Origin of the sequence: Vibrio sp. St2 (assembly GCF_947311885.1) — a bacterium.
In the GTDB taxonomy this organism is placed as follows: Bacteria; Pseudomonadota; Gammaproteobacteria; order Enterobacterales; family Vibrionaceae; genus Vibrio; species Vibrio coralliilyticus.
Window position 1 is genome coordinate 69,204 of record NZ_CAMZNA010000012.1, and the last position, 24,199, is coordinate 93,402.

At 44.7% G+C, this 24,199-nt stretch carries 25 protein-coding genes and 4 tRNA genes; 19 read left to right on the forward strand and 10 right to left on the reverse strand.

Features of this window, described 5'->3' with window-relative positions; all coding sequences use genetic code 11:
• The first annotated feature begins 94 nt into the window (after positions 1–94).
• A complete protein-coding gene (locus QMA41_RS22420) occupies positions 95–631 on the forward strand; it encodes an N-acetyltransferase (protein WP_281630664.1) in 537 nt (178 codons plus the stop codon).
• Positions 632–802: 171 nt separating this feature from the next.
• A complete protein-coding gene (locus tag QMA41_RS22425; RefSeq protein WP_281630665.1) occupies positions 803–1,579 on the forward strand; it encodes a methyltransferase domain-containing protein in 777 nt (258 codons plus the stop codon).
• Positions 1,580–1,658: 79 nt separating this feature from the next.
• Here the strand turns inward: QMA41_RS22425 and QMA41_RS22430 are convergent, their stop codons facing one another.
• The 4 genes from QMA41_RS22430 to QMA41_RS22445 all read right to left on the reverse strand — a co-directional run bounded on the left by QMA41_RS22430 (position 1,659) and on the right by QMA41_RS22445 (position 4,739).
• The gene (locus QMA41_RS22430) at positions 1,659–2,480 is read right to left on the reverse strand and encodes a VUT family protein (RefSeq protein WP_281630666.1); all 822 of its coding nucleotides are present in this window, start codon (positions 2,478–2,480) and stop codon (positions 1,659–1,661) included.
• Entirely contained in the window at positions 2,449–3,000 is a 552-nt protein-coding gene (locus QMA41_RS22435; RefSeq protein ID WP_019274760.1) for a helix-turn-helix transcriptional regulator, read from the reverse strand. The genes QMA41_RS22430 and QMA41_RS22435 overlap by 32 nt, the downstream gene beginning before the upstream one ends.
• A gap of 476 nt (positions 3,001–3,476) precedes the next feature.
• Positions 3,477–3,553, reverse strand: a tRNA-Arg gene (locus QMA41_RS22440).
• Between the two features lie 52 nt (positions 3,554–3,605).
• Positions 3,606–4,739, reverse strand: a complete 1,134-nt coding sequence (locus QMA41_RS22445; RefSeq protein ID WP_029236009.1) for a flagellar assembly protein FlgT — start codon at positions 4,737–4,739, stop codon at positions 3,606–3,608.
• A gap of 164 nt (positions 4,740–4,903) precedes the next feature.
• Between QMA41_RS22445 and QMA41_RS22450 the strand changes: the two genes are divergently transcribed.
• Positions 4,904–5,539, forward strand: coding sequence for a FlgO family outer membrane protein (locus QMA41_RS22450; protein ID WP_019274762.1), 636 nt, complete (start codon positions 4,904–4,906; stop codon positions 5,537–5,539).
• A 9-nt stretch (positions 5,540–5,548) separates the two neighbouring features.
• Positions 5,549–5,980, forward strand: coding sequence for a flagellar assembly lipoprotein FlgP (gene flgP, locus QMA41_RS22455; protein ID WP_006957411.1), 432 nt, complete (start codon positions 5,549–5,551; stop codon positions 5,978–5,980).
• A gap of 65 nt (positions 5,981–6,045) precedes the next feature.
• Here the strand turns inward: flgP and flgN are convergent, their stop codons facing one another.
• From flgN to flgA, 3 genes are all read right to left on the reverse strand, one after another.
• Positions 6,046–6,471 (reverse strand): flagellar export chaperone FlgN, encoded by a 426-nt coding sequence (gene flgN / locus QMA41_RS22460; RefSeq protein WP_006957412.1) that lies wholly within the window; start codon positions 6,469–6,471, stop codon positions 6,046–6,048.
• A gap of 12 nt (positions 6,472–6,483) precedes the next feature.
• Entirely contained in the window at positions 6,484–6,798 is a 315-nt protein-coding gene (flgM, locus tag QMA41_RS22465) for a flagellar biosynthesis anti-sigma factor FlgM (RefSeq protein ID WP_006957413.1), read from the reverse strand.
• An 83-nt stretch (positions 6,799–6,881) separates the two neighbouring features.
• On the reverse strand, positions 6,882–7,628 hold the full coding sequence (flgA, locus tag QMA41_RS22470; RefSeq protein ID WP_006957414.1) for a flagellar basal body P-ring formation chaperone FlgA: 747 nt from the start codon (positions 7,626–7,628) through the stop codon (positions 6,882–6,884).
• Between the two features lie 81 nt (positions 7,629–7,709).
• Between flgA and QMA41_RS22475 the strand changes: the two genes are divergently transcribed.
• From QMA41_RS22475 to QMA41_RS22545, 15 genes are all read left to right on the forward strand, one after another.
• Complete coding sequence (locus QMA41_RS22475; RefSeq protein ID WP_006957415.1) at positions 7,710–8,636, forward strand: chemotaxis protein CheV; 927 nt, start codon at positions 7,710–7,712, stop codon at positions 8,634–8,636.
• Positions 8,637–8,646: 10 nt separating this feature from the next.
• Positions 8,647–9,474, forward strand: coding sequence for a protein-glutamate O-methyltransferase (locus tag QMA41_RS22480; RefSeq protein ID WP_006957416.1), 828 nt, complete (start codon positions 8,647–8,649; stop codon positions 9,472–9,474).
• A gap of 220 nt (positions 9,475–9,694) precedes the next feature.
• Positions 9,695–10,093 carry a flagellar basal body rod protein FlgB gene (gene flgB, locus QMA41_RS22485; RefSeq protein ID WP_006957417.1) on the forward strand — a complete coding sequence of 133 codons (399 nt, stop codon included), beginning with the start codon at positions 9,695–9,697 and terminating at the stop codon, positions 10,091–10,093.
• The gene (gene flgC / locus QMA41_RS22490; protein ID WP_006957418.1) at positions 10,094–10,510 is read left to right on the forward strand and encodes a flagellar basal body rod protein FlgC; all 417 of its coding nucleotides are present in this window, start codon (positions 10,094–10,096) and stop codon (positions 10,508–10,510) included. It begins immediately after the preceding gene.
• 16 nt (positions 10,511–10,526) lie between these two features.
• Positions 10,527–11,240, forward strand: coding sequence for a flagellar hook assembly protein FlgD (gene flgD / locus QMA41_RS22495; RefSeq protein WP_019274764.1), 714 nt, complete (start codon positions 10,527–10,529; stop codon positions 11,238–11,240).
• A 28-nt stretch (positions 11,241–11,268) separates the two neighbouring features.
• Positions 11,269–12,573, forward strand: a complete 1,305-nt coding sequence (gene flgE, locus QMA41_RS22500; RefSeq protein ID WP_038510101.1) for a flagellar hook protein FlgE — start codon at positions 11,269–11,271, stop codon at positions 12,571–12,573.
• A 216-nt stretch (positions 12,574–12,789) separates the two neighbouring features.
• A complete protein-coding gene (locus QMA41_RS22505) occupies positions 12,790–13,539 on the forward strand; it encodes a flagellar basal body rod protein FlgF (protein WP_019274766.1) in 750 nt (249 codons plus the stop codon).
• A gap of 21 nt (positions 13,540–13,560) precedes the next feature.
• The gene (gene flgG, locus QMA41_RS22510; protein WP_006957422.1) at positions 13,561–14,349 is read left to right on the forward strand and encodes a flagellar basal-body rod protein FlgG; all 789 of its coding nucleotides are present in this window, start codon (positions 13,561–13,563) and stop codon (positions 14,347–14,349) included.
• Positions 14,350–14,373: 24 nt separating this feature from the next.
• Complete coding sequence (flgH, locus tag QMA41_RS22515) at positions 14,374–15,153, forward strand: flagellar basal body L-ring protein FlgH (RefSeq protein WP_006957423.1); 780 nt, start codon at positions 14,374–14,376, stop codon at positions 15,151–15,153.
• Positions 15,154–15,204: 51 nt separating this feature from the next.
• Positions 15,205–16,296, forward strand: a complete 1,092-nt coding sequence (locus tag QMA41_RS22520) for a flagellar basal body P-ring protein FlgI (RefSeq protein ID WP_021457054.1) — start codon at positions 15,205–15,207, stop codon at positions 16,294–16,296.
• A gap of 11 nt (positions 16,297–16,307) precedes the next feature.
• Positions 16,308–17,222, forward strand: coding sequence for a flagellar assembly peptidoglycan hydrolase FlgJ (gene flgJ, locus QMA41_RS22525; RefSeq protein ID WP_095666163.1), 915 nt, complete (start codon positions 16,308–16,310; stop codon positions 17,220–17,222).
• Positions 17,223–17,485: 263 nt separating this feature from the next.
• Positions 17,486–19,360: a flagellar hook-associated protein FlgK gene (gene flgK, locus QMA41_RS22530; protein ID WP_281630667.1), complete on the forward strand. Its 1,875-nt coding sequence runs from the start codon at positions 17,486–17,488 to the stop codon at positions 19,358–19,360.
• Positions 19,361–19,372: 12 nt separating this feature from the next.
• Positions 19,373–20,566 (forward strand): flagellar hook-associated protein FlgL, encoded by a 1,194-nt coding sequence (gene flgL / locus QMA41_RS22535; protein ID WP_281630668.1) that lies wholly within the window; start codon positions 19,373–19,375, stop codon positions 20,564–20,566.
• Positions 20,567–20,940: 374 nt separating this feature from the next.
• Positions 20,941–22,080 carry a flagellin gene (locus QMA41_RS22540; protein ID WP_021458639.1) on the forward strand — a complete coding sequence of 380 codons (1,140 nt, stop codon included), beginning with the start codon at positions 20,941–20,943 and terminating at the stop codon, positions 22,078–22,080.
• Positions 22,081–22,583: 503 nt separating this feature from the next.
• Positions 22,584–23,717: a flagellin gene (locus QMA41_RS22545; RefSeq protein WP_006957429.1), complete on the forward strand. Its 1,134-nt coding sequence runs from the start codon at positions 22,584–22,586 to the stop codon at positions 23,715–23,717.
• A gap of 155 nt (positions 23,718–23,872) precedes the next feature.
• Here the strand turns inward: QMA41_RS22545 and QMA41_RS22550 are convergent.
• The 3 genes from QMA41_RS22550 to QMA41_RS22560 all read right to left on the reverse strand — a co-directional run bounded on the left by QMA41_RS22550 (position 23,873) and on the right by QMA41_RS22560 (position 24,199).
• Positions 23,873–23,957: transfer RNA gene (locus tag QMA41_RS22550), tRNA-Leu, on the reverse strand.
• A 29-nt stretch (positions 23,958–23,986) separates the two neighbouring features.
• Positions 23,987–24,071, reverse strand: a tRNA-Leu gene (locus QMA41_RS22555).
• A gap of 53 nt (positions 24,072–24,124) precedes the next feature.
• A tRNA-Gln gene (locus QMA41_RS22560) sits at positions 24,125–24,199 on the reverse strand.

The window sequence follows — 24,199 nt, forward strand, 5'->3', positions numbered from 1 at the left end:
ACGCGGGAAAAAAGTTCGTGAGTAATTCTTGACCTGTCTAAAGCTTCACACTTTATGATGCGTTCATCTTGAAAGAGAAGAAGGAAAAAGATCTATGCATTATTCGTTGTATCACCCGAGTCAGGCTGAAGAGATCAAGCAACTATTTTTAAACACTTTCAGCGATTCTGAGGGGGAAAGTGAGGGGCTGCTTGTATCGAATCTAGCGTTTGACTTGATGAAAAATACCGAATCCTCCAAGGTTGAGGTCTATGTCGCTACAGAAGAAAGCCGCATTGTTGGGTGTATCTTGCTGTCAACAATTAACTTTGACTCTAAGGCGAGTGGGTATTTATTGTCTCCGGTTGCGATTGCTACCCAGTATCAGGGCAAGGGCATTGGTCAGGCATTAATAGGTTACGCCTTGAAAGAGCTTAAAGAGAAAGGCGTCGAATTGGTAATGACTTATGGTGATCCAAACTTTTATTCTAAAGTGTGCTTTCAACCGGTGGAGACATCTATCATTGCATCGCCGTACCCACTTACTCAACCGCAAGGCTGGCTTGCAAACTCATTCAATGGTGCTGCTTTTGACACTGTTTTTGGTAAGCCTGTTTGTGTCGAAGTGTTCAATCACCCCGAGCTTTGGTAGTTGAGATTCATCAGACGCTGAGTGTTGGAAGCGCTTTTATTAAGGCTCTACGTTCTCACCTGTTTTATTGTGAAAATTCTAGGTAAGAAGCGTGGTATTTGACGTGTATCTTACAGTTACTCAGTGGCTTTTGAATTATCATCTTGCGCCTGAAACAGAGATGAGTGCGTTATGAATTACAACAAAGAATACCATCGCAATGGAATCGTACAGTTTGATGCCGCTAAAGAGTTGATTCGACTTTTACCCACTAAGGTTGGGCGTTTGCTTGATGTCGGATGTGGCTCAGGTAAAGTCGCTCACTTGATACACGATCACTCATCACCTCAAACCATGGTGGCGATAGATGTGTCGTCGGAAATGCTCGAACAGGCACTACACCTTTACCCTGACAGCCCGATTGACTTCGTGCATGCAGACATTGTTGATTATGCCTCTGAGGAAGGGTTTGATGTCATCACATCGAATTCCTCTTTTCAGTGGTATCAAGACTATGATGCCGCATTGTCGGCAATCAGAACGGCCCTGAAACCAGATGGTATGTTTGTGCTTCAGACTCCTTATAAACAAGACTGGTGTCCACAGGTCTCAAACCTAATGAGTGAGTTTTTTCGAGACTTTTACCCTCAACTTGGGCAAGACTTTCGCATGGTCTGTATGCACTTAGAGCATGAGAGGGAATACCGTGAAATGTTTGAGTCGAGAGGTTTTAGTGTGATTTCAATGATGCCCAAAGAGTTTGAATATTCTTTTAGTGGGGAGGAGTTCAAACAGTTCTTCATGTCAGGAGCATATAAAGTGTATACCTCAGAGAAAAGTTACTCTCTGTCGATCCCGTCAGCGTTTGCTGCTGATCTAGAGAATTTTATCGATGAGAGGGTACGCAGTCAGCAATGTATCGAGGTGAGTATTTCTAGGATACTGGCTTGTTTTGGTCGTGATGACTAGATCAGATAGTATAGGTAAGTCATGAACAATAAAAAGCTCGGACAGACAGTCCGAGCTTTTTGGTTTTGAAGAAGGCTAATTAAGCATAGTTAGAGTTTTCATCTAACTCAGAAGCGTCATTTTGTTTCTTTGCTTTTAGAATGTTGTAAGTAAACACTAAAGCATAAAGTACTGGAATTAGTGCCACAGCATAGCCGACTTTAAATAGATAATTATCAGCAATCTTTTGTAATAGTGTTAATGATGTTGATGAATTAAAGAATAATCCGATCCAAATAACAGTATATAGTGCTTGGCCAATAGTACTTGAAATAATAGAGCGTGCCCAAATTGGCGCTTTATGTAACTTCATACTGAGTTTTCTGAAAATAAAGTTGTTAGCTTGGTCAGCAGCAAGAATACACAGGCTATTAATCAGGTATAAATATATAAGTGGCTCGAATACCTCTTTATAAGGAGATTGAATATCAAAAGTGAAAAAGGTAACCGCGATTAATCCAGAGGCGAGTGCACACATTCCTGCACCAAAATAAGTTGTCGATTTAGCATACTCGTATCTGAGTGTTGCGTTGATCGTATCGAGGACTAGGAAGGTTAATGGGAATATTAAAATACCAGCAGGCTGCCAGGTGCCGAATATTTCAACACTATGCGGCGACATAGGAATCGCAACTAAGAGAGAGGCGAGATAAAGCGCGGTAAGGAACCCATACCATTTAATATCAAATTTGGTTATAGGATCCATCGCGTGGATCAAATCTCGATGCTCTTTTTTGAAAAATACAACCAGCCCTTTGTTGATAAGCCCTCTAGCTGGTGAGCTTAAAACATAGTCATTGTCTTCGTTTGTGTAATATATTAAGCCATTTTCAACCTTCAACAAGTTTAAGCTTCTTGTCATTGATATGTTCCTTACTTATTTTTGTTATAACCTTGCCAATTGGAATATAGTCTTTTTCAGGTTCATGAGGATACCAAACTAAGTTGATAAAATTGTCAACTCTAAACAGCTCTATAATATCTTCACCGTTCTGAAATAAATAATTTCCAGCACCAAGCTTCTTAGTGCTGACTATATTTATAGATTCATCATTGTAAATGAGTTTGTGGAACTTGGATATTGGCATACCAGTTTCAAAAAAACCAATCTTTTGAAGCTTTGAGTTAACAATTCCTTCGACATCATAATCACGTTCGTAGGTACCAGTGCGCTCAACACCGGTCATCAGCCATTCGTAGGATACATTAAGTGTCTTCGCTATTTGGGTCATGTTCTTATGTGGGTTTTTAATTTTGTTATTAAGAAGCTTGCTCATATAGCCTCTTTCAATACCCACTTTCCTAGATAGCTCAGCTGCAGAAACGCCTTTAACAAAAAGAATTTCTTTTAACCGCCCGCCAATAGTGGTGACATCTTTCAATATGCTTCTCCGAGTCGTTTTTTATGAACTGTTACACAGTATGAGATTATTTTTTGTTGAAAAAAGTTTCACGTTTGACAACAAATTGATGCGTATATTACACTTTTTTCCATCGAGAAGCTCAAGTGTCAGTGAGCACTTCTTGTAGGACAATGCTTAGATTGAGATCTAAGCACTCATTTCTCGTGGCTAAACTGGTTTTAGGTATGGGTTATGTGCTCTGACGATTGTTCGAACTTGCCACTTTAGCCAGGTGGCATTATTGGAATCCGCCTAATGAACACCTCGGTATGGAACCAATGTTAATTATCCTTGTTTCAACACTCTTCTTGTTGGACCTCTTCCCTGATTGGGAAGAGGTTTTTTATTGCTTTACAGAGAAGTTGTTGCAATGGATGGAATAGACAGGCGAGAGATAGAATTATAGATACAAAAAAGCCAGACCTACTTGCGTTGGATCTGGCTTGTATATGATGTGGCGCTCCCGACAGGATTCGAACCTGTGACCTATCCCTTAGGAGGGGATCGCGCTATCCAGCTGTGCCACGGGAGCTTGGGTTCATCATACTGAATTAAAACAGGATGTTAAACCTTAACTCACTGATTTAAAGCATCTTGTGCATAACATCGCCAATTTGAATGCTGCCTGCAAGCTCAGGCTGATCAACGGTAAGCTCTGCTTCGTTTTCATACACACGAGACACAGTGAGAGTAATGTCTGACTCTGTCACCTTATTACGCGGCAAACCACGTTGATCGATAAAGGAACCCGTGTGCCAGAGTTTGAGCTTATCGCCTTGCTGAACGCCGTGGATACGGCCTAAATCCATAGTGAGGACATTGTTCCACTTTGAAATGATCTCTGGGAGTGTGATTTTACACGACACTTCTGATTCCAGATCTAACATGATGTTGCGGCTGACGCGCAGCATCATGTCACCGTATGTTGACGCCCAGAAGCGGGCACTTTTCGTATCCACTTGGCTGGTTTTGGGGAATGGCCAACGCGCAACTTCACGATAATTGCGGTTATAAACTTCATTGCCTGTTTTTCCATCAAATACGGTCATCTCTAGTGCAAACTGACGGTTGATGATGTCATCTCTTAACAGCTTCTGTTCAATAGTGGCGGTTAAGTCTGTGATGACGCCACCAATGATATATTGAGCGCCGGTGTCTTGCGCGATCATTTTGAGGCGTTCCGGGTAACGTTGGCTGATTTCATAGTCCGTGGTGCCAACAGAGACAAAGTTGGCTGATTGCTGGTCAAGTTGGCGATTAATTACCGTAGCAAAATCGTCCCCCACACTATAAATCTGGCCCATTACTGCTTGTTGAGGTGACTCTACATCGATATTGCCGACCAAAAACGTTTTCTTGTATTGGCTGACATGGCAACCCGTTGCCGATGGGTAGATATCAATACGCGCTTTGACAAACATGACGCCACTGCGGACCTTCTGCTCATCGACCAAGATATAGCGAACTTCGGTATTGCTGAATTGATATTCCTTACGCTCACTTTCTAGTAGCGGTCTCAAGTTGGAAATGCTGCCGATATCGGCGCCAGAAAAGCTGACGGCTTTATAAATAGCATCTTCCAATGCATGAATACGAGCGACTTCTTCAGAGGAAACCACTGTGGCGGTTCCGGTCACTTCATACCATCCGGCAGACGCTATACTCGCGTACAGCGAGGCGTAAATGGTTGAAATCAGGACAAGAAGCGATTTTTTCATATTCATCTTCCAAGTTGGTTCATTTTTTGCTTGTTCTATCTTAGCTGATTTAGGCATTGCCGTTCTGAATGGTTGCAGATTTAGAAAAGCAAAGACTGTTCCACTTTTTATGAGAGATAGGAAATGGAACCAATCAGTGCCTAATATGTATCGGAGATTAGAGAATGAAAAGATGGCTAACGCTAGTGCCAGTGGTGTTTCTCACCGCTTGTGCCTATGCCCCAATATACAACGGTAAAGAACCGTACCCAGGCTCCCAGTTTATGCTGATGGAGAGTCCGCGTCATACTCTTGACTTCTTTATTGAGAGTATGACTGAAGATCTGATGATCTCGAACACCAGTGTGTCTGCGCGGACACCGATTGCCGTCACCTCTTTTGTTGATCTACAAAATATGGACGCGACGAACTGGTTGGGTAATTCGGTATCGGAAGGGTTTATCCACCAATTCCAACGTCGCGGCTTTAAAGTGGTCGATTACAAAACGACAGGCTCTATCCAAGTGACGCAGCAAGGAGACTTCGCCTTCAGTCGTGACTGGAAAGATTTATCTCAGGAGCAAGATATCCAATATGTCCTGACAGGGACCATGCTACGTCAAGAAGGCGGTGTTCTGGTTAACGCTCGTGTCGTCGGTATGCAGTCACGTGTGGTTGTTGCCACTGCTCAAGGTTTCTTACCTGCGGATAGAATTGGCCGTGACCTAGACACACTTAACAGTATCCGAACTGAAGATGGTGTTTTGATTCGCTCAGACCCTACAATAAGACAACCTTACACGGTTATTCTGCGTCCATAGGGAGTTGAGATGAAGAAGTTATTTTTACTGGCAGTTGCGTTGATTATGGTTGGCTGCCAACCTTTGCAGAATATGCGCCCAGATGATTGGTTAACAGCGGTTGGCTATGCCAATATCAGTGAGCAGAAAGGCCGTACAGATGAAGAGCGTCAGGTGCGAGCGATGCGCGCCTCTAAGATTGATGCCTATCGAGAACTGGCTGAGCAAGTATATGGTATGCGAGTGAGCGGACGTGCAGATTTACAGGATCAACGTTTAGGGACTGAACTAACCTCAGGTGCTGTAGATGGTGTCATTCGTGGTGCTGAAGTTGTGCGCAGTTACAAAGTGGGCGACAGTTACGTTACTGAATTGCGCTTGGACATCAAGAAGATGAACAAGCTCCGTGATTATGGTGAAGTGCAGGTCGTTCCGGAAAAACGTCAACAAACTCTTTTCTAAATTTCTCTCTAAATCTTCGATCAAAAAAAGCGGCAATCATTGCCGCTTTTTTGTGTTCAGGTTGGTTAGGCTTTGATATTAGTGCCTAAGGTAGTGACATTCTTGGTTTGACCCTCTGCTGTGTATGTCATACCCAGTTTGCCCTGAGTTTGTTGCATTAGGTTATTCAGCTTATTGAAGCTTAATTGTGCGCGTTGCAAGGCTTCACCGTTTACTGCATTCGCTTGTTGGCAATCATGGACGATAGAACGAATTTGATCGACTAGAGGGCTCAACTCTGGATCATTGGTCAAAGTCGCCACATCGGGATGCTGGCTAATACGTTGGTCAGTCTGTTGAAGCTGGTTAATTAAAGTGAGTTTTTCTTTGGCAAGCTGTTCGATTTCTTTAGCCACCCTGCTAGCGATCGCAGCTTTCTCTTTCTCTAACAGCAATGAAAGATCGGTTGCGCTTTTGAGTTGGAACTCAACTAAACTGCTTAGGGCTGCCATGACAGAAACTCGTTACTCAAAACCACCAAGTTCTTTCTCGAACTTGATCATATTATCAGCCAGCTTTTGCGGGTCAACGCTGTAAGAGCCATTTGCAATAGCTTCTTTGATAGCGGCAACTTTTGCTTGGTCAAAGCTTGGCTGGCTAGCAAGTTGGGTATGCATTTCACCGACTGCCTTACCTTGTTTACTTAAGGATACAGAGTCTTGTGCAACTTCTGACTTCTTTGCTGAATCAGTTGCAGAAGGGCTATTTTCATTACGCGCTGTGCTTCTTGTCGACGTTGTTACCGTCTGCCCAGAGCGTATGTTATCAATGCCTGCCATATGTGTGAGCCTTTACGTGTTTAGAATCTTATGTTGTCAATATCGACTAGAGTAGGGATTACTTTAGGCTTTTTTTAAATTGATCAGAAAATAACCGTCACTTCCGAGATCCCCGTGACTCTCCCTTCAATTATACGGTTGGATTTTGTATTTTTCACTCTTATCTGTTCACCATGTGACCCATCTGTGAGGGCTGTGCCCTTGGTTGTGATGGTCATACCAGACTTTACGGCTTTGATTGTGACCGTTTCATTGCGGCAAACTACGCATATATCATTGCTTTCAATAACTTCGCCAGCACGCAGATTTTTCTTTGTTTTTGCGCCAATTACGGCATCAATGTTGGAAAAGCCTTGCCGCCTGAAGCGTTGCAAGTCTACCATATTAATAGTGACATCTTGTCGTGAGATAATCTGGCCTCGGCTAAGCGGCCCAACGAGCGTAACTTGAGGGCCAGAGCGCGTCAGTCTGACAGGAACATATAATTTCCAGTTATCTTCGCTACACTCTACTAACACAGTGATGTTACTGGCGTTGGGGTTGGTAGAGGAGGAAGAGGCGTCTAAATTGCTTGGGCAATCGGTGGCAAAGACACGGCTATCAATATTTGCCGCTCTTGCCTCTAACGTACCGCCTGTAGGCCATTCGATGGTCGATAAGACGTACTCTTCTGCCGCCTGTTGAATACTGATAATTTGCTCAGGCGTGGCTGATGTTGCTGAAAAACTAAAGAAAAAGCATAAAAAGACGATAGACTTATAAAAGTTTTTATAGAAAGCTCTACAATTAGTTATGGAAAATGAGCATAAGTGTGATTTTGAGTATGTCATTCTATTTCTCTAATAGTTTTACATGGCCGTTAGTAGACTACCATTTTTTTTAGCATGAAAGTTTGAGATGGAGATGAGCTTATGTCGGGTATTCTTGATTCGGTGAATCAGCGTACGCAACTCGTCGGTCAAAACCGATTGGAACTCCTAACGTTTCGTCTGATGGGGCGACAACGTTATGGAATTAACGTATTTAAAGTAAAAGAGGTACTTCAGTGCCCTAAGCTTACTTCAATGCCAAACTTGCACCACCTAGTCAAAGGGGTGGCTCATATCCGTGGCCATACTGTTTCAGTTATTGATTTAAGTTTAGCTGTTGGCGGCCGTCCGACTACTGACGTTGAAAAAGCTTTTGTTGTGATCGCTGAATTTAACCGTACGATTCAGGCTTTCCTTGTAACGTCCGTAGAGCGTATCATCAACATGCATTGGGAAGCGATCCTGCCACCACCTGAAGGCGCTGGTAAATCCAACTATTTGACTGCTGTCACCAACATTGATAATGAGCTCGTCGAAATTCTTGATGTAGAAAAGATCCTTGCAGAAATCGCGCCAGTGGATGAAACAATGGACGCTTCAATCGGTGAGGAGATAGCCCAGGTTGAATCAGAGAAAGAGATAGTTCGCCGTATTTTGATAGCTGACGATTCAACGGTAGCGCGTAAGCAGGTTGAACGTGCAATTACATCACTGGGTTTTGAAGCGATTGCTGTTATTGATGGTAAGCAAGCTTATGAGAAGCTGGTAGAAATGGCAGCAGAAGGTAGTATCTATGACCAGATTTCTTTGGTTATCTCAGATATCGAGATGCCTGAAATGGATGGCTATACCTTAACAGCAGAAATAAGGCGTAACCCTGATCTTAAAGATCTTTATGTTATTCTCCATTCATCACTCAGTGGTGTATTTAACCAAGCGATGGTCGAACGTGTGGGAGCCAACTCCTTTATTGCGAAATTCAACCCTGATGAACTTGGTAATGCAGTGAAGACTGCGCTTACTGAATAAAGAGAAGTAAATGACAGCGATAACTATAAGCGATCAAGAGTATCGTGATTTCAGCCGTTTCTTAGAATCTCAATGTGGCATCGTACTAGGTGACAGTAAACAGTACTTAGTGAGGAGCCGGTTAAGCCCTCTTGTGACAAAGTTTAAGCTCAGCTCTTTGTCCGATCTGCTACGAGATGTTGTCACTGGCCGTAACCGAGAGTTACGTGTTGCCGCTGTTGATGCTATGACAACCAACGAAACACTGTGGTTTCGTGATACTTACCCGTTTGAAGTCCTTGCTAACAAACTGTTGCCGGAAGCGGCGGCAAACAAACGACCAATAAAAATTTGGTCAGCGGCAAGCTCTTCTGGTCAGGAGCCGTATTCTATGGCAATGACCATTCTCGAAACCCAACAGCGTAAACCAGGAATGTTGCCGAGCGTATCTGTAACGGCAACGGATATTTCCGCAAGTATGTTGGATATGTGCCGTGCAGGTGTTTACGATAATCTTGCCTTAGGGCGTGGTTTGTCTCCTGAACGTCGCCGCAATTTCTTTGAAGATGCTGGCGATGGTCGGATGAAAGTTAAAGACAATGTTAAGCGCCTGGTTAATTTCCGTCCTCAAAATCTAATGGACAGCTACGCTTTGCTCGGCAAGTTCGACATCATTTTCTGTCGTAACGTATTGATTTATTTCTCTCCGGACATGAAATCACAGGTTTTAAATCAGATGGCTAACAGTTTAAACCCTGGTGGATACCTACTACTTGGGGCGTCTGAGTCTTTAACTGGGTTAACTGACCGTTTCGAGATGGTCCGATGTAACCCAGGTATTATTTATAAACTTAAATAAGCCGAATACATTTAACTCAAGCCCAGCTACTCGCTGGGCTTTTTCGTATTTGGATTAATTTTCTATACTTACAGTGACATTCCATTGCTCCACAATTTCACATTTTGGCGTGGTAATTGCTGATGAGCTTATAACAAAGAAATTACGATTCAATTAAAGTTGGTACGCTAATTGCTTTGTTATTCAGTACTAACGGTCAGTTCTTTATGTAGAGGTTAACATGGCTATATCTTTCGACAACGCATTAGGTATCCACCAATACACGGTGGGCGTACGTGAGCGCAATGCTGAGGTGATTTCCACCAACATTGCTCAAGCGAACACTCCTGGCTATAAATCGAAAGGCATGGACTTCCAAAAGGCATTGCAGGCGGCAACATCGGGGGCAAGCATTGGGCTTAGTCGTACCGACAGTCGGCATATTCCTGCCTCTACGCAAGTGACAGGGGAAGTGCTTTATCGACTTCCGACTCAACCTGACACCGGTGATGGCAACACGGTGGATGTAGATTTAGAGCGTAACTTGTTTATGCAAAATCAAATCAGACACCAGGCATCACTTGACTTCTTAGGAAGTAAATTCAAGAACTTAACTAAAGCATTAAAGGGGAGTAACTAGATGAGCTTGTTTAACGTTTTCAATGTAACTGGTTCTGCCATGAGCGCTGAATCTGTTCGTCTAAATACCACCTCAAGCAACTTGGCAAATGCCGACAGTGTCTCTAGCTCTGCGAAAGATACTTATAAAGCTCGCCATGCTGTGTTTGGTGCTGAGTTAAGTAAGGCTAAGTACGGTCGAGACCATACGGTGCCGGTACAAGTGTTAGGGATAGTTGAAAGTGATAAACCGCTTGATGCGGAGTACAACCCAGAGCACCCACTCGCAAATGACGATGGCTATATCTACAAGCCAAACGTTAATGTGATGGAAGAAATGGCTAATATGATTTCTGCTTCTCGTTCATACCAAACGAATGTTCAAGTAGCAGATGCAAGCAAACAAATGCTGCTGCGTACGCTGCAGATGGGTCAATAAGGATAGGAGGTAACATATGGCCGGGGGCATTAATAATAATGTTGGTCAGAGTGGCTTGTCCTATGTTGACCAGCTTAAACAACTTCAGGACAAGAATAAGCCTGATGAAACAACAGGTAAGCAGGATCTTAAACAAGAAGACTTCTTATCGTTGCTCACCAAGCAGCTTGCCCAGCAAGACCCGTTTAAGCCGGTTAGCAATGACCAGATGATTGCTCAGATGGCGTCGTTTGCGACGGTAGATGGCATCGGCAAAATGAACAATCAGTTTGAAACACTGAATGCGTCGATGACTTCTAACCAAGCGCTTCAGGCATCATCACTTGTTGGTCGAGACGTATTAGTCCCGGGTGCAGCAGGGGTGAAGGCTGATGATGGCTCCATGGCTGCTATGGTCAAACTACCTCAATCTGTTGATAACCTAATGGTGCGAGTAGAAGATCAAATGGGGCAGCTGATCCGTACCTTCGATGTCGGTTCTAAACCTGCAGGTGACAACCGCGTTGAATGGGATGGTAAAGATCAAAACGGTAATCCATTGCCGGCTGGCAAATACAATGTGAAAGCATCAGGTTTGCTGGACGGGCAGGCGAAAGATTTTGAAGTTTCGACTTACGCTAACGTAAATAGCGTCTTGCTTGGTAAAGGTGATGGTAACGTACTACTCAATCTGGCTGGCTTTGAGTCGCCAGTTCGACTTGCTGAAGTACTAGAAGTTGGCAAAGCGTAATCACGCTGGCTAGATAGGAGATTTTGGAATGTCTTATGTTGCATTAAGCGGCTTGTCCGCAGCTCAGTTAGATCTGAACACAACCAGTAACAACATTGCGAACGCGAACACATATGGCTTTAAAGAGTCCCGTGCCGAGTTTGGTGATGTTTACTCTAATTCACTGTTCACCCATGCTAAGACCACGCCTGGTCAGGGTGTACAAGCCGCTAAGGTTGCTCAGCAATTCCATGAAGGTTCAAGTATTTATACCAATAACCCAATGGATTTGCGTGTCTCTGGTACTGGCTTCTTTGCTGTTGCTAAAGATCGTCTGGCACCAACGACCAACGAGTTGACACGTAATGGCGCATTTCACCTGAACAAAGATAACTACATGACAACAGCGAATGATGAGTTCCTGTTAGGTTATCAGGTCAACAAAGACACGGGCGATGTACTGTCTTACGAGCCTTCGCCAATTAATATCCCGAAAGAGTTTGGTAAACCTAAGCAGACTTCGAATATTGATGTAGGTGTTAACTTGCCTGCTGGTGGTGATTTGAAAGACCCAGCATTGTTTGATTTTTCTGACCCGGAAACCTACAACCGTTCAACGTCTTCGACTATCTATGACTCCATGGGTCAGTCGTACAAGTTGACGACTTACTACTTGAAAGATCAGAACCAAGCCAATACTTGGCAAACGTATTACACCGTTACTGATAGCGCTGGTGAGAAGCCAATCAATATAGTTGGTGGCGATGCAACGGCGCCTACGGGTCATGTTGGTCACACTATGCGATTCAATAATGATGGTACGTTAGCAAGCCTGAACAACGGTCAGAACATTGTTTCTGAGCCACTTGGTACAGGTGCAAACCCAGTAGAGCTAAATGGTGCGGATATCAACCAAACATTATCATTTGGTCTACAGGATGCGACACAGTTTGCCGCTCCATTTGAATTAACCAAGTTTGATGAAGACGGTGCAACGACTGGCTTCCTGACCAAAGTTGATTTCGATGAGAACGGTAGCGTGCTTGGTACTTATTCGAATGGTGAGAACATTATCTTAGGTCGAGTTGCATTAGTCCGAGTGCCTAATGAGCAAGGCCTGGATAAGAAAGGTGGTACTCAGTGGGATTCAACTCAGTTCTCTGGCAACAAGATTTGGGGTGAATCAAACAAGGGCTCCTTTGGTACGATTTCGAGTGGCGTGCTTGAGCAAGCCAATATCGATATGACACAGGAGCTGGTGGATCTTATCTCTGCTCAGCGTAACTTCCAAGCGAACTCACGTTCTCTGGAAGTGCATAACCAAACTCAACAGAACATCCTGCAGATTCGTTAATCATGGTTCTGAGAGTTTAAAGACATTCCGCAATCATCTGAATAGCAGGCTGGTGGCAACAACCAGCTTGCTATTGTTGCCACCTATGGCAATTCTTTTCATCTATTACTCTTCCTGATATAAAACCACTAGTTAAGTTGTTGATAAATAGCGATATATAAAAACTGGCATACCATTTGCTTTAATTGATCTGAATTGTGATTATTGGAGCAAATTATGGATCGTGCACTGTTTCTCGCTATGAGTGGCGCAAAGCAGAATATGCAGGCTATGCAGCTTAGAGCGAACAACCTAGCAAACGTCAGTACCACGGGTTTCCGTGCTGATTTGGCGCAAGCCCGTTCTATGCAAGCATACGGTGATGGTATGCCAAGCCGTGTATTCAGCATGACAGAGCGTCCGGGCCATAATTTCCAGCAGGGTAGTGTGATTACTACTGGGCGGGACTTAGACGTCACCATTCAAGATCAAGGTTGGATCTCTGTTCTTGATAACACAGGCAAAGAAGGTCTGACTCGCAACGGCAACATGAAAGTTGACGTCAATGGCATGCTTACCACAGGTAATGGCAACTTAGTCTTAGGAGAGACTGGAGCGCCAATTACGATACCTATTCCAGTCAGCAAAATTGAAGTTGGCACTGACGGTACGATTTCTGTAGTTCCTCAGGGCGCGCCGGCGGATGCGATAGAAATCGTCGATCGAATCAAGCTCACTAGCACCAATAATCAATCACTATACAAAGATGTTAACGGGTTATTCCGTTCCAAAGATCCTAATGCCGCATACGAAATGGATGCCGGCGTCAAACTGCTGACCGGTGCGCTGGAGGGCAGTAACGTCAATGCAATTGGCGAAATGACCAATCTGATTGACCTTCAGCGTCAGTTCGAGATGCAGGTCAAGATGATGAGCACGGCAGAAGAAATGGACAAAGCGTCTGACTCTTTGCTTCGTATGAGCTAAACAGATTATTAGGAGAGAGATATGCATCCTGCATTATGGGTAAGTAAAACGGGTTTGGATGCCCAACAAACCAATATTTCTACGATTTCAAATAACCTGGCGAACGCGTCAACGGTTGGTTACAAAAAGAGCCGTGCGGTATTTGAAGATCTGTTTTATCAGAACATTAATCAGCCGGGTGGTCAGTCCTCACAAAACACCGAGTTACCAAGTGGTTTGATGTTGGGTGCGGGCTCTAAAGTGGTCGCAACTCAAAAGGTTCACACTCAAGGTAATACTCAAACGACCAATAACAGCCTCGACATGATGATTGAAGGTGATGGCTTCTTCCAGATCCTAATGCCAGACGGCAACATTGGTTATAGCCGCAACGGCCAATTTACTGTTAACGATGAAGGTGTCGTGGTGACTTCAGGTGCTGGTTATCCACTAGAGCCAGAAATCGCCATCCCTGAAGATGCAATTAGCATTACGATTGGTACGGACGGTGAAGTGTCAGTGCGTGTTCGTGGTCAACAAGATAATCAGGTCGTAGGGCAAATTGCGACCGTAGATTTTGTTAACCCAGGTGGCCTTGAGCCCATCGGGCAGAACTTGTACTTACCAACGGGTGCTAGTGGCGATCCTCAAGAAGGTGTTCCTGGCTTTGATGGGTTTGGTGACATTCGTCAATCCATGTTGGAAACCTCTAACGTGAATGTGACGGAAGAGCTAGTTAACATGATCGAAGCGCAGCGTGTGTACGAAATGAATTCTAAAGTCATCTCTGCCGTCGACAAGATGATGAGCTTCGTTAACCAGCAACTATAAGCCTGGAATATTGAGGAATTGCTAATGAATCGCTTACTGACCATTTTGGCTATTGCCCTGTTATCGGGCTGTTCGATGCTTGAAGCGCCAATTGAAACATCCGATGTTGTTCAGGGTACGACTACGGTAGATGCTGTTGAAGGGGATAAGTCTCAAGACGAAAGTTCAGGTATCGTTGATACGCTTCGCGGCAGAACCGATCCGGTTGCAGGTGATCCTGCTTGGGCGCCAATTCACCCCAAGCATCAGCCAGAGCACTATGCGGCAGAGACTGGGTCTCTATTCAATACGGTTCAAGCAAGCAGTCTTTACGATGATTCCAAGCCGCGCGGTGTAGGTGACATCATCACCGTGACTTTGGATGAAAATACTAAGGCAGCCAAAAGCTCGGATGCGGATTTGTCGAAAAACAACGACGCATCAATGGACCCGCTTGAAGTTGGTGGTCAACAGCTAAACATCGGCGATTACAACTTCTCATACAATTTAAGTAACGATAACAAATTCAGTGGTAGCGCGGCGGCCAACCAGAGTAACAGCATTTCTGGCTCGATTACTGTTGAAGTGGTTGAAGTACTGGCCAATGGCAATCTTGTGATTCGAGGCGAGAAATGGTTGACGCTCAATACGGGGGATGAGTATATCCGCTTAAGCGGCACGATCCGTCCAGATGATATCTCTTATGAGAATACAATTGCGTCAAACCGCATATCAAACGCAAGAATTCGCTACTCAGGCACAGGTACTCAACAAGATATGCAAGAGCCGGGATTCTTGGCACGATTCTTTAATGTGGCTTTATAAAGCCATCTGAAGTCGAAGTTTTGGCACAGAGTATTTAAGAAAGGTATCCCGATGAAGAAGCTGATTCTGTTATTGACGAGTTTGATCATTGCATCCACACCGGCTTATGCCGCACGTATCAAAGATGTGTCACAGGTGGCAGGTGTACGAAGCAACCAGTTGGTCGGTTACGGCTTGGTCACGGGTTTACCGGGTACAGGTGAATCAACACCTTTTACCGATCAAAGCTTTAACGCTATGCTCGAAAATTTCGGCATTCAGCTTCCACCTGGTACCAAGCCGAAATCAAAGAATGTTGCGGCTGTGATTGTTACGGCTGACTTAGCGGCTTTTTCTAAGCAAGGCCAGACTATCGACGTCACAGTCACCTCTATCGGTTCAGCAAAAAGCTTACGTGGTGGCACCTTGATGCAGACCATGTTGAAAGGTCTTGATGGGCAAATTTATGCCGTTGCACAAGGCAACTTGGTCGTGAGTGGATTTAGTGCTACTGGCGCTGATGGATCTAAAATCGTCGGTAACAACCCAACAGCGGGTATGATTTCTAATGGTGCGATTGTCGAGCGTGAAATCCCGTCACCATTTGGTCGTGGCGACTACATTACCTTTAATCTACTTGAGTCTGATTTTACAACAGCGCAGCGTATGGCTGATGCAGTGAATAATTTCCTTGGCCCACAAATGGCTCAAGCGATTGATGCTACTTCTGTCAAAGTCCGCGCTCCACGTGATATCTCTCAACGCGTTTCTTTCCTCTCTGCCATCGAGAACCTTGAGTTTAATCCGGCTGAGGGTTCAGCGAAAATTATTGTTAACTCTCGCACCGGAACGATTGTGGTTGGTAAACATGTGCGCCTTAAACCAGCTGCGATTACACATGGCGGCATGACGGTCGCAATCAAGGAAAACCTTAATGTAAGCCAACCAAATGCGTTTGGTGGTGGTGAAACGGTGGTGACACCCGATACGGATATCGAAGTTACTGAAGAACAGGGCAAGATGTTCAAATTCGAACCTGGCTTGACCTTAGATGATTTGGTCCGCGCCGTAAACGAGGTTGGTGCAGCACCGTCAGATCTTATGGCTATCCTCCAAGCGCTCAAACAGGCGGGTGCGATTGAAGGTCAGTTGATCGTAATCTAAGGAGAAGCGTTATGATTAACAATGGAAAAGACATCGGTTTCATCCACGACATCGCTAATCTCGACAAATTACGTCAGAAAGCGGTGGATGGGGATGAAAACAGTGAAAGAGAAGCACTGACTGCGGCAGCCAAGCAGTTCGAATCCATCTTTACTTCCATGCTGTTTAAATCGATGCGTGATGCTAACTCAACGTTTGAATCAGGGTTGATGGACAGCCAAAATCAGCAGTTTTATCGCCAGATGATGGATGAGCAAATGGCGAGTGAACTTAGCTCCTCAGGCTCTCTTGGACTGGCTGATATGATCGTAGCTCAGCTTACTTCTGGGTCAGTGGAAAACCCTAATGCTGCCAGTCGCGAAGCCGACTTCGAAGCTTTGATGAACAAAATTGATAATGTCCGCCAGTCTCGCCGAGAGAATGCAGAGCTTGCTCCTGTTACTGCAGCTGCTTCAACACCCACTTCTTTCGAGTCTCCAGAGTCCTTCGTGACATCCATGAAGCCGTATGCTGAAAAAGCAGCACGAGCATTGGGTGTGGACTCTTCATTGCTATTGGCTCAGGCCGCGTTGGAAACGGGGTGGGGGCAAAAAGTGGTCAGTAATGGCCGTGGTAGCAGCAACAACTTGTTTAACATCAAAGCTGATAAGAGCTGGGGTGGAGATAAGGTTGCGACGCAGACCCTAGAATATCATCAAGGTGTGCCGGTAAAAGAAAAAGCGGCTTTCCGCTCGTACTCTAACTTTGAAGAAAGCTTTAATGATTATGTGCGCTTCTTGAATGATAACCCTCGCTACACCATGGCACTTCGCCATCAAGGCAACAATGAGCAGTTTATTCATGGTATTCATCAGGCTGGTTATGCGACTGACCCGCAGTACGCTAACAAGGTTTTAAGAGTAAAAGCGCAAATCGATCAGATGTAAGTAGACTCACCTTCGGGTGAGTTTGTTTTTAAGCGTGAGTGCTTTAACGAGAGCGAAGGCTATAACTTTAACTTGTGGTAAAAATGTTGACAGGAATGGTCTTCAGAAAAGCAAAATAATCCCGCATCCCGCATCCCGCATCCCGCATCCCGCATCCCGCATCCCGCATCCCGCATCCCGCATCCCGCATTTGGCACATATATTGCTTTTAGTTAACTAAGTTATTCAGTTCTACTGATTTTATTGGGTTTCCTGGGGGCTATATGGCGTCTGATCTTCTGAATCTTGGTTCGCAAAGCGTACTGACGGCTCAGAGACAACTTAACACCACGGGTCATAACATCTCTAATGTAAATACAGAGGGTTATAGCCGTCAGTCGGTGATCCAAGGTGCGAATATGCCACGCCAATACGGCGGGGAAACCTATGGCATGGGTGTGCATGTGGAAAAAGTTCGCCGCTCTTGGGATCAGTTTGCCGTCAATGAGATGAACATCTCAACGACTAACTACGCTCATAAGGTCGATGATGAGGCTAACTTGGAAATGCTATCCAACATGTTGTCATCAGTCGCGTCGAAAAAAATTCCTGAAAATCTCAATGAATGGTTTGATGCGGTCAAGTCACTAGCGGATAGCCCTAATGATGTTGGCGCACGAAAAGTAGTGCTGGAAAAAGCAGATCTTATTACGCAGAACCTCAATGACTTCCACGAAACCATACGCAGACAGTCCGATGTCACCAACAAAAAGCTCGATCTCGGCATTGAGCGAGTAAACCAGCTTGCTCTTGAAATCAGGGACCTGCATCGCTTAATGATGCGTACACCTGGCCCGCACAATGATTTAATGGATCAGCATGAAAAGCTGATAGCAGAGCTGTCTGAGTACACCAAAGTGACGGTAACGCCGCGCAAAAACGCTGAAGGTTTTAACGTTCATATTGGTAACGGACACACCCTAGTCTCGGGTACAGAGGCTAGCCAGCTAAAAATGATTGATGGTTATCCTGATGTGCATCAGCGCCGTTTGGCGATGATCGAAGGTAAAGGCATCAAAGCCATCACTACCAAAGATATCGACGGTAAACTTGGTGCGATGCTGACAATGCGTGACGAGAAAATCCCGTACCTGATGGATGAATTAGGTAAGATGGCGACCGCGTTTTCTTATGATGTGAATGCACTTCAATCTCAAGGTCTGGATCTTAGGGGTAATATCGGTGGGTTAGTTTTTACTGATGTGAACTCTGAAGTAGTGGCCAAGTCCCGTGTGGTGACATCATCTAATTCAACTGCCGACCTAGAAGTGTACATTGAAGATACCAATAAATTGGTAGGTGGTCAGTACTCGCTTCAGTTTAACGGTGGTGATTACTATATAACTCGCCCTAATGGTGAGATGTCGATTGTCCCTGTGGTTGGAAACTCAATATCACTCGACGGCATTCGCATTGATATCAACAACGGCCTGCAAGCGGGTGAACGAGTGTTGATCAGACCGACACGAAACGGTGCGGCGCAGATGCAGATGGCAACTAATGACCCATCTGCTATTGCCGCTCAGAGTTACGAAGCTTCAACGACGTTTGCCCAAGGTAGCGCGACTTTCTCTATTGATACTGCAGGCGATTTACGCGAATTCGAAGTGATCATCTCGCCGGACGGGAAGCAGTTTGCCGTCACGGACACCAAAGGCAAGATTCTACTTCAGCCTCAGGCTTACCCGCCAACAGGACCTGTGACTGTACAGGGCACCACGTTTGAGTTGTCTGCAGGGGCGATTGCTAATGACAAGTTCACGGCAAACCTTGTCCCATCCGAAGGTGATAACGGCAACTTACTTAAAATGCAGAATATCCAGACCAACAAACACCTCAATGATGGTGAATCAACGGTATTGGATATCTACCACAACCTGAATACTGACGTAGGCCTGCAAATGTCAACGGCGTCTCGCTTAACCGACGTATCACGTCTGGAGAAAGAAGCCGCGCAAGAAAGGGTCGCTTCTATCTCCGGGGTGAACCTTGATGAAGAAGCTGCCAACATGATGAAGTTTCAGCAGGCTTACATGGCATCATCGCGCATTATGCAAGCGGCGAACGATACCTTTAACACCATATTGGCGTTGAGATAGGGGGGCAGATAAATGATGAATCGTATTTCCAGCTTCCACAACTATCAATCGGTACAGAATGATTTACGCCGCCAGGAAGCCAAAGTTCACCACAATCAAGCTCAGCTAGCTTCGGGTAAGAAGTTAATGCGAGCCAGTGATGATCCGCTAGCGACGCATTACATCCAAAACATTGGTCAACAGAAAGAGCAGTTACGCCAGTTTACCGATGCGATTGTACTTAGTCGCAACCGTCTAGAGCACCATGAAGTAATTATTTCCAATGCGGAACAGTATGCTGATGAAGCTAAGCGTACAGTCATGGAGATGATTAATGGTTCTTTATCACCTGAAGATCGAATCGCGAAGCGCCGTGAGTTGTTGGAAATTTCGAATAATTTCCTCAACCTCTCTAATGTGCAAGATGAATCAGGTAACTATATTTTTGCGGGGACTAAGCCGAAAAACCAGCCGTTTTTCCGTGATAAAGATGGTGATGTGGTTTACGCCGGTGATGATTACCAACGTAAGATGAAGATCTCTAACAGCTTGGAAATGCCAATCAATGATCCGGGCAGCAAACTGTTTATGGAAATCGACAATCCTTATGGAGACTTTGAGCCTCAATATGATCTCAAAGGTGTCTCAGAATTACTGCTTGAGCGAGCGATAAATACCAATCCAGATGACCAATCGACGTACAAAGTCACGTTTGTTGACATGCCTGATGGAAATTATGGCTATCAGCTTGAGCGTGATGGGGCGGTAGTTAAAGCAGATAACTTTGACCCTGTAATTGGGATTAAGTTTGAAGATGTCACGATTCAGGTCAAAGGCCAAATAACCAAAGGTGATGCGATTACCTTAGAGCCGCGAAAAACGTACAGCATCTTTGATACGTTTAAGCAAGCGATGAAATTAGCAGAAGGCTCAGTGTCAGATACGTCAAATACTGCGGAGCTTCATCAGATTACTCAGGAGTTCCATGCGGCATTTATTCATCTGAACAAGGCAAGGACTGATGTCGGTGCTCGCCTGAATACACTGGATATTCAAGAAGAACAACACGACGACTTTAAAATGACCTTGGCAAAATCCAAGAGTAACTTTGAAGACCTCGATTATGCCGATGCCATCATTGAGTTCAATGAAAACTCACGCGCGCTTCAAGCTTCTCAACAAGCATTCGGTAAAACCAAAGATCTAACATTATTTAATTACATCTAACTTCAATGCCATACGTGCTAAGCCGTATGTGCGAAGTCAGGTATTGCCCTTTGGTCAGAAACATCGCCTGTATGGCAATGGCAACTAAGTGGCAAATAGGCGGCAAGGTCATTGCCGCTACTGTATGGCGATAAAATGAACATCTATACGATAAAGCATGGTTGTCATTAAGACATTGAAAATAAAGAATAAAATTATTTTATTATTCGTTTTCTAAAGTTGGCACACTACTTGTATTGATAAAACCAAGAGTTTAACGAACAGGTTTTAAGCAGGCGTTTCCTGCTTAGCAAGTCATTTACGGTCAGTGCTTCCAACTGAGATTAAGCTGGCCGCTTCGCAAAGCACTTGCGAACTCATTAGGAGAGCAAACTATGACCATTACTGTAAATACTAACGTGTCGGCAATGACTGCCCAGCGTTACCTGAACAAGGCCACAGGTGATTTAAACACCTCGATGGAAAGATTGTCTTCAGGTCAGAAAATCAACAGTGCAAAAGACGATGCTGCGGGTCTTCAGATCTCTAACCGCTTGACAGCACAGTCTCGTGGTCTGGATGTTGCCATGCGAAATGCTAATGATGGTATTTCCATTGCCCAGACAGCGGAAGGTGCTATGAACGAATCGACATCTATCCTACAGCGTATACGTGACTTGTCGTTGCAATCAGCGAACGGAACAAACTCTGCGTCTGAGCGCCAGGCTCTTAACGAAGAAGTTGAAGCACTGCAAGATGAACTAAACCGTATTGCGGAAACGACATCTTTTGGTGGCCGTAAACTGCTTAACGGCTCATTTGGTGAAGCATCGTTCCAGATAGGTGCGAGTTCAGGTGAAGCAATTATCATGGGCCTAACCAGTATTCGTGCGGATGACTTCCGTATGGGGGGACAGTCATTTGTTGCTGAGCAACCTAAGACTAAAGATTGGGGCGTTCCTCCTACAGCTAAAGATCTCAAGTTTGAGTTCACGACTAAAGATGGTGAAGCAATCACGTTAGATATCATTGCGAAAGATGGTGATGACATCGAGGAGTTGGCGACGTACATCAATGGTCAGACTGATAAATTGAAAGCGTCTGTGGATGAAGAAGGTAAGCTGCAGATCTTTGCCGCAGAGCCGAACTTGGAAGGTAACCTAAATATTTCCGGCGGTCTTGCTTCAGAACTGGGTTTAAATGGTGGACCGGGTCTGAATACAACTGTTCAAAATATTGATGTAAATACTGTTGGTGGCGCGCAGAATGCGGTTGGTATTGTGGATGCAGCTCTGCGATACGTTGATTCACAACGTGCAGACTTAGGTGCTAAGCAAAACCGATTAAGCCACAGTATTAATAACTTGGCCAACATCCAAGAAAACGTAGAGGCATCAAACAGTCGAATCCGCGATACAGATTTTGCGAAAGAAACGACCGCGATGACCAAAGCACAAATCCTGCAACAGGCTGGTACTTCGATTCTAGCCCAAGCAAAACAGTTGCCAAATTCTGCAATGTCATTATTGCAGTAGCAGTAGATATCTTCACTAGCATTAACCTAGACGTGGGGCTAGCGAAGATGTTTCGGCAAGCATAGGTGATAAGGTAATTAGAGTTCTCTCTCACACCTGCTCTAATTAACCAAGTGACTTATGCACACGGCAGCCAGGCTGTGATCATTTCTCTCGATCTCCACAATGGCTACCACACTAGCCCCGGTTCTCTCAAAGGAAAAGGGGCTTTTCTTTTGCCTGTTATACAGGCTAGCCTACCTCTGCTATTCTTAAACAAACTCCCTTTTACCCCCTCACTCCCCCGGCTGTTTTAGCAAAAACTTTAGCAATAGATTTCATATCTGCTGATTTGATCAACATATTTACTCTTCTCCCTAGTTTTCGTAGGAATTTTTAAAATTGCTCTAAAGATAATCATTTTATCGTCGCTAATAAGGTTACTTTGAGAGAACTTGGTTTACCGAGACGTCGGAAACCTTTCGAAACTTCCGATCTACGGAAAATCAATAGGAGTAACCACTATGGCGGTTAATGTAAACACGAATGTTGCGGCAATGACTGCGCAGCGCTACCTAAATAGCGCATCTAATGCACAGCAATCCTCAATGGAACGTTTATCTTCTGGTTTTAAAATCAACAGTGCTAAAGATGATGCAGCAGGCTTGCAGATCTCTAACCGTTTGAATGTACAAAGCCGAGGTCTAGACGTTGCTGTACGTAACGCGAATGATGGTATTTCCATGGCGCAGACAGCTGAAGGCGCTATGAATGAAACGACTAACATTCTGCAACGTATGCGTGATTTGTCACTACAATCTGCAAACGGCTCGAACTCTAAGTCTGAACGTGTTGCGATTCAGGAAGAGATCACTGCACTGAACGACGAGCTGAACCGTATTGCTGAAACCACTTCATTCGGTGGTAACAAGCTACTGAACGGTACATTCTCAACTAAGTCATTCCAGATTGGTGCTGACAATGGTGAAGCAGTTATGCTGACACTGAACAACATGCGTAGTGATAACAGCATGATGGGTGGTAATAGCTATTCTGCAGCCAATGCCAAAGACAAAGACTGGGCCGTACAAGCAGGTTCCAATGACTTGACTATTGCACTGACAGATGTATTTGGTGAACAACAAAACATCACAATAAATGCGAAAGAAGGTGATGATATTGAAGAGCTGGCTACGTACATCAACGGTCAGACTGATATGGTCAAAGCATCTGTTGGAGATGATGGTAACTTACAAGTCTTTACTGATAATAACCGTGTCACCGGTGATGTGACATTCGGTGGGGCACTGGCTGGTGAATTGAGCATGGGCCCAGCCCAAGCGGTAACGGTTGATACTATCGATGTCACTACGGTTGCAGGCTCTCAAGAAGCGGTTGCGATTGTCGATTCAGCGTTGAAATTTGTGGATAGCCACCGTGCAGAACTTGGTGCTTTCCAGAATCGATTCAGCCATGCGATCAACAACTTAGATAACATTAACGAAAACGTAAATGCGTCTAAGAGCCGAATCAAAGATACTGATTTCGCCAAAGAAACTACAGCACTAACAAAAGCTCAGATCTTGTCTCAAGCATCTAGCTCCGTTCTTGCTCAAGCAAAGCAGGCGCCCAACTCAGCGTTGGGGCTTCTAGGCTAAGAAAGTAATTTCGCAGCATATTAGAAAGTCATGACTTTAAGTAAAATCCAGCTACGGCTGGATTTTTTATGTCTGGGGAACGCGTTTAATCAATGAGTAAAAGGTTTGTTCAGATAAAAGAAAACCCAGCATAAAGCTGGGTTTTACAATAAATATGGTGCGGAAGGAGAGACTTGAACTCTCACACCTTGCGGCGCCAGAACCTAAATCTGGTGCGTCTACCAATTCCGCCACTTCCGCATAAATTGTTTACGTAGATTATATCAAGATGGTGCGGAAGGAGAGACTTGAACTCTCACACCTTGCGGCGCCAGAACCTAAATCTGGTGCGTCTACCAATTCCGCCACTTCCGCAACTTAATCTGTAGTTATCAAGACAATTGGTAAAGTCTCAATAACGTTGAATATGGCAGGTCTACCTGGATTCGAACCAGGGAATGGCGGCATCAAAAGCCGCTGCCTTACCGCTTGGCGATAGACCT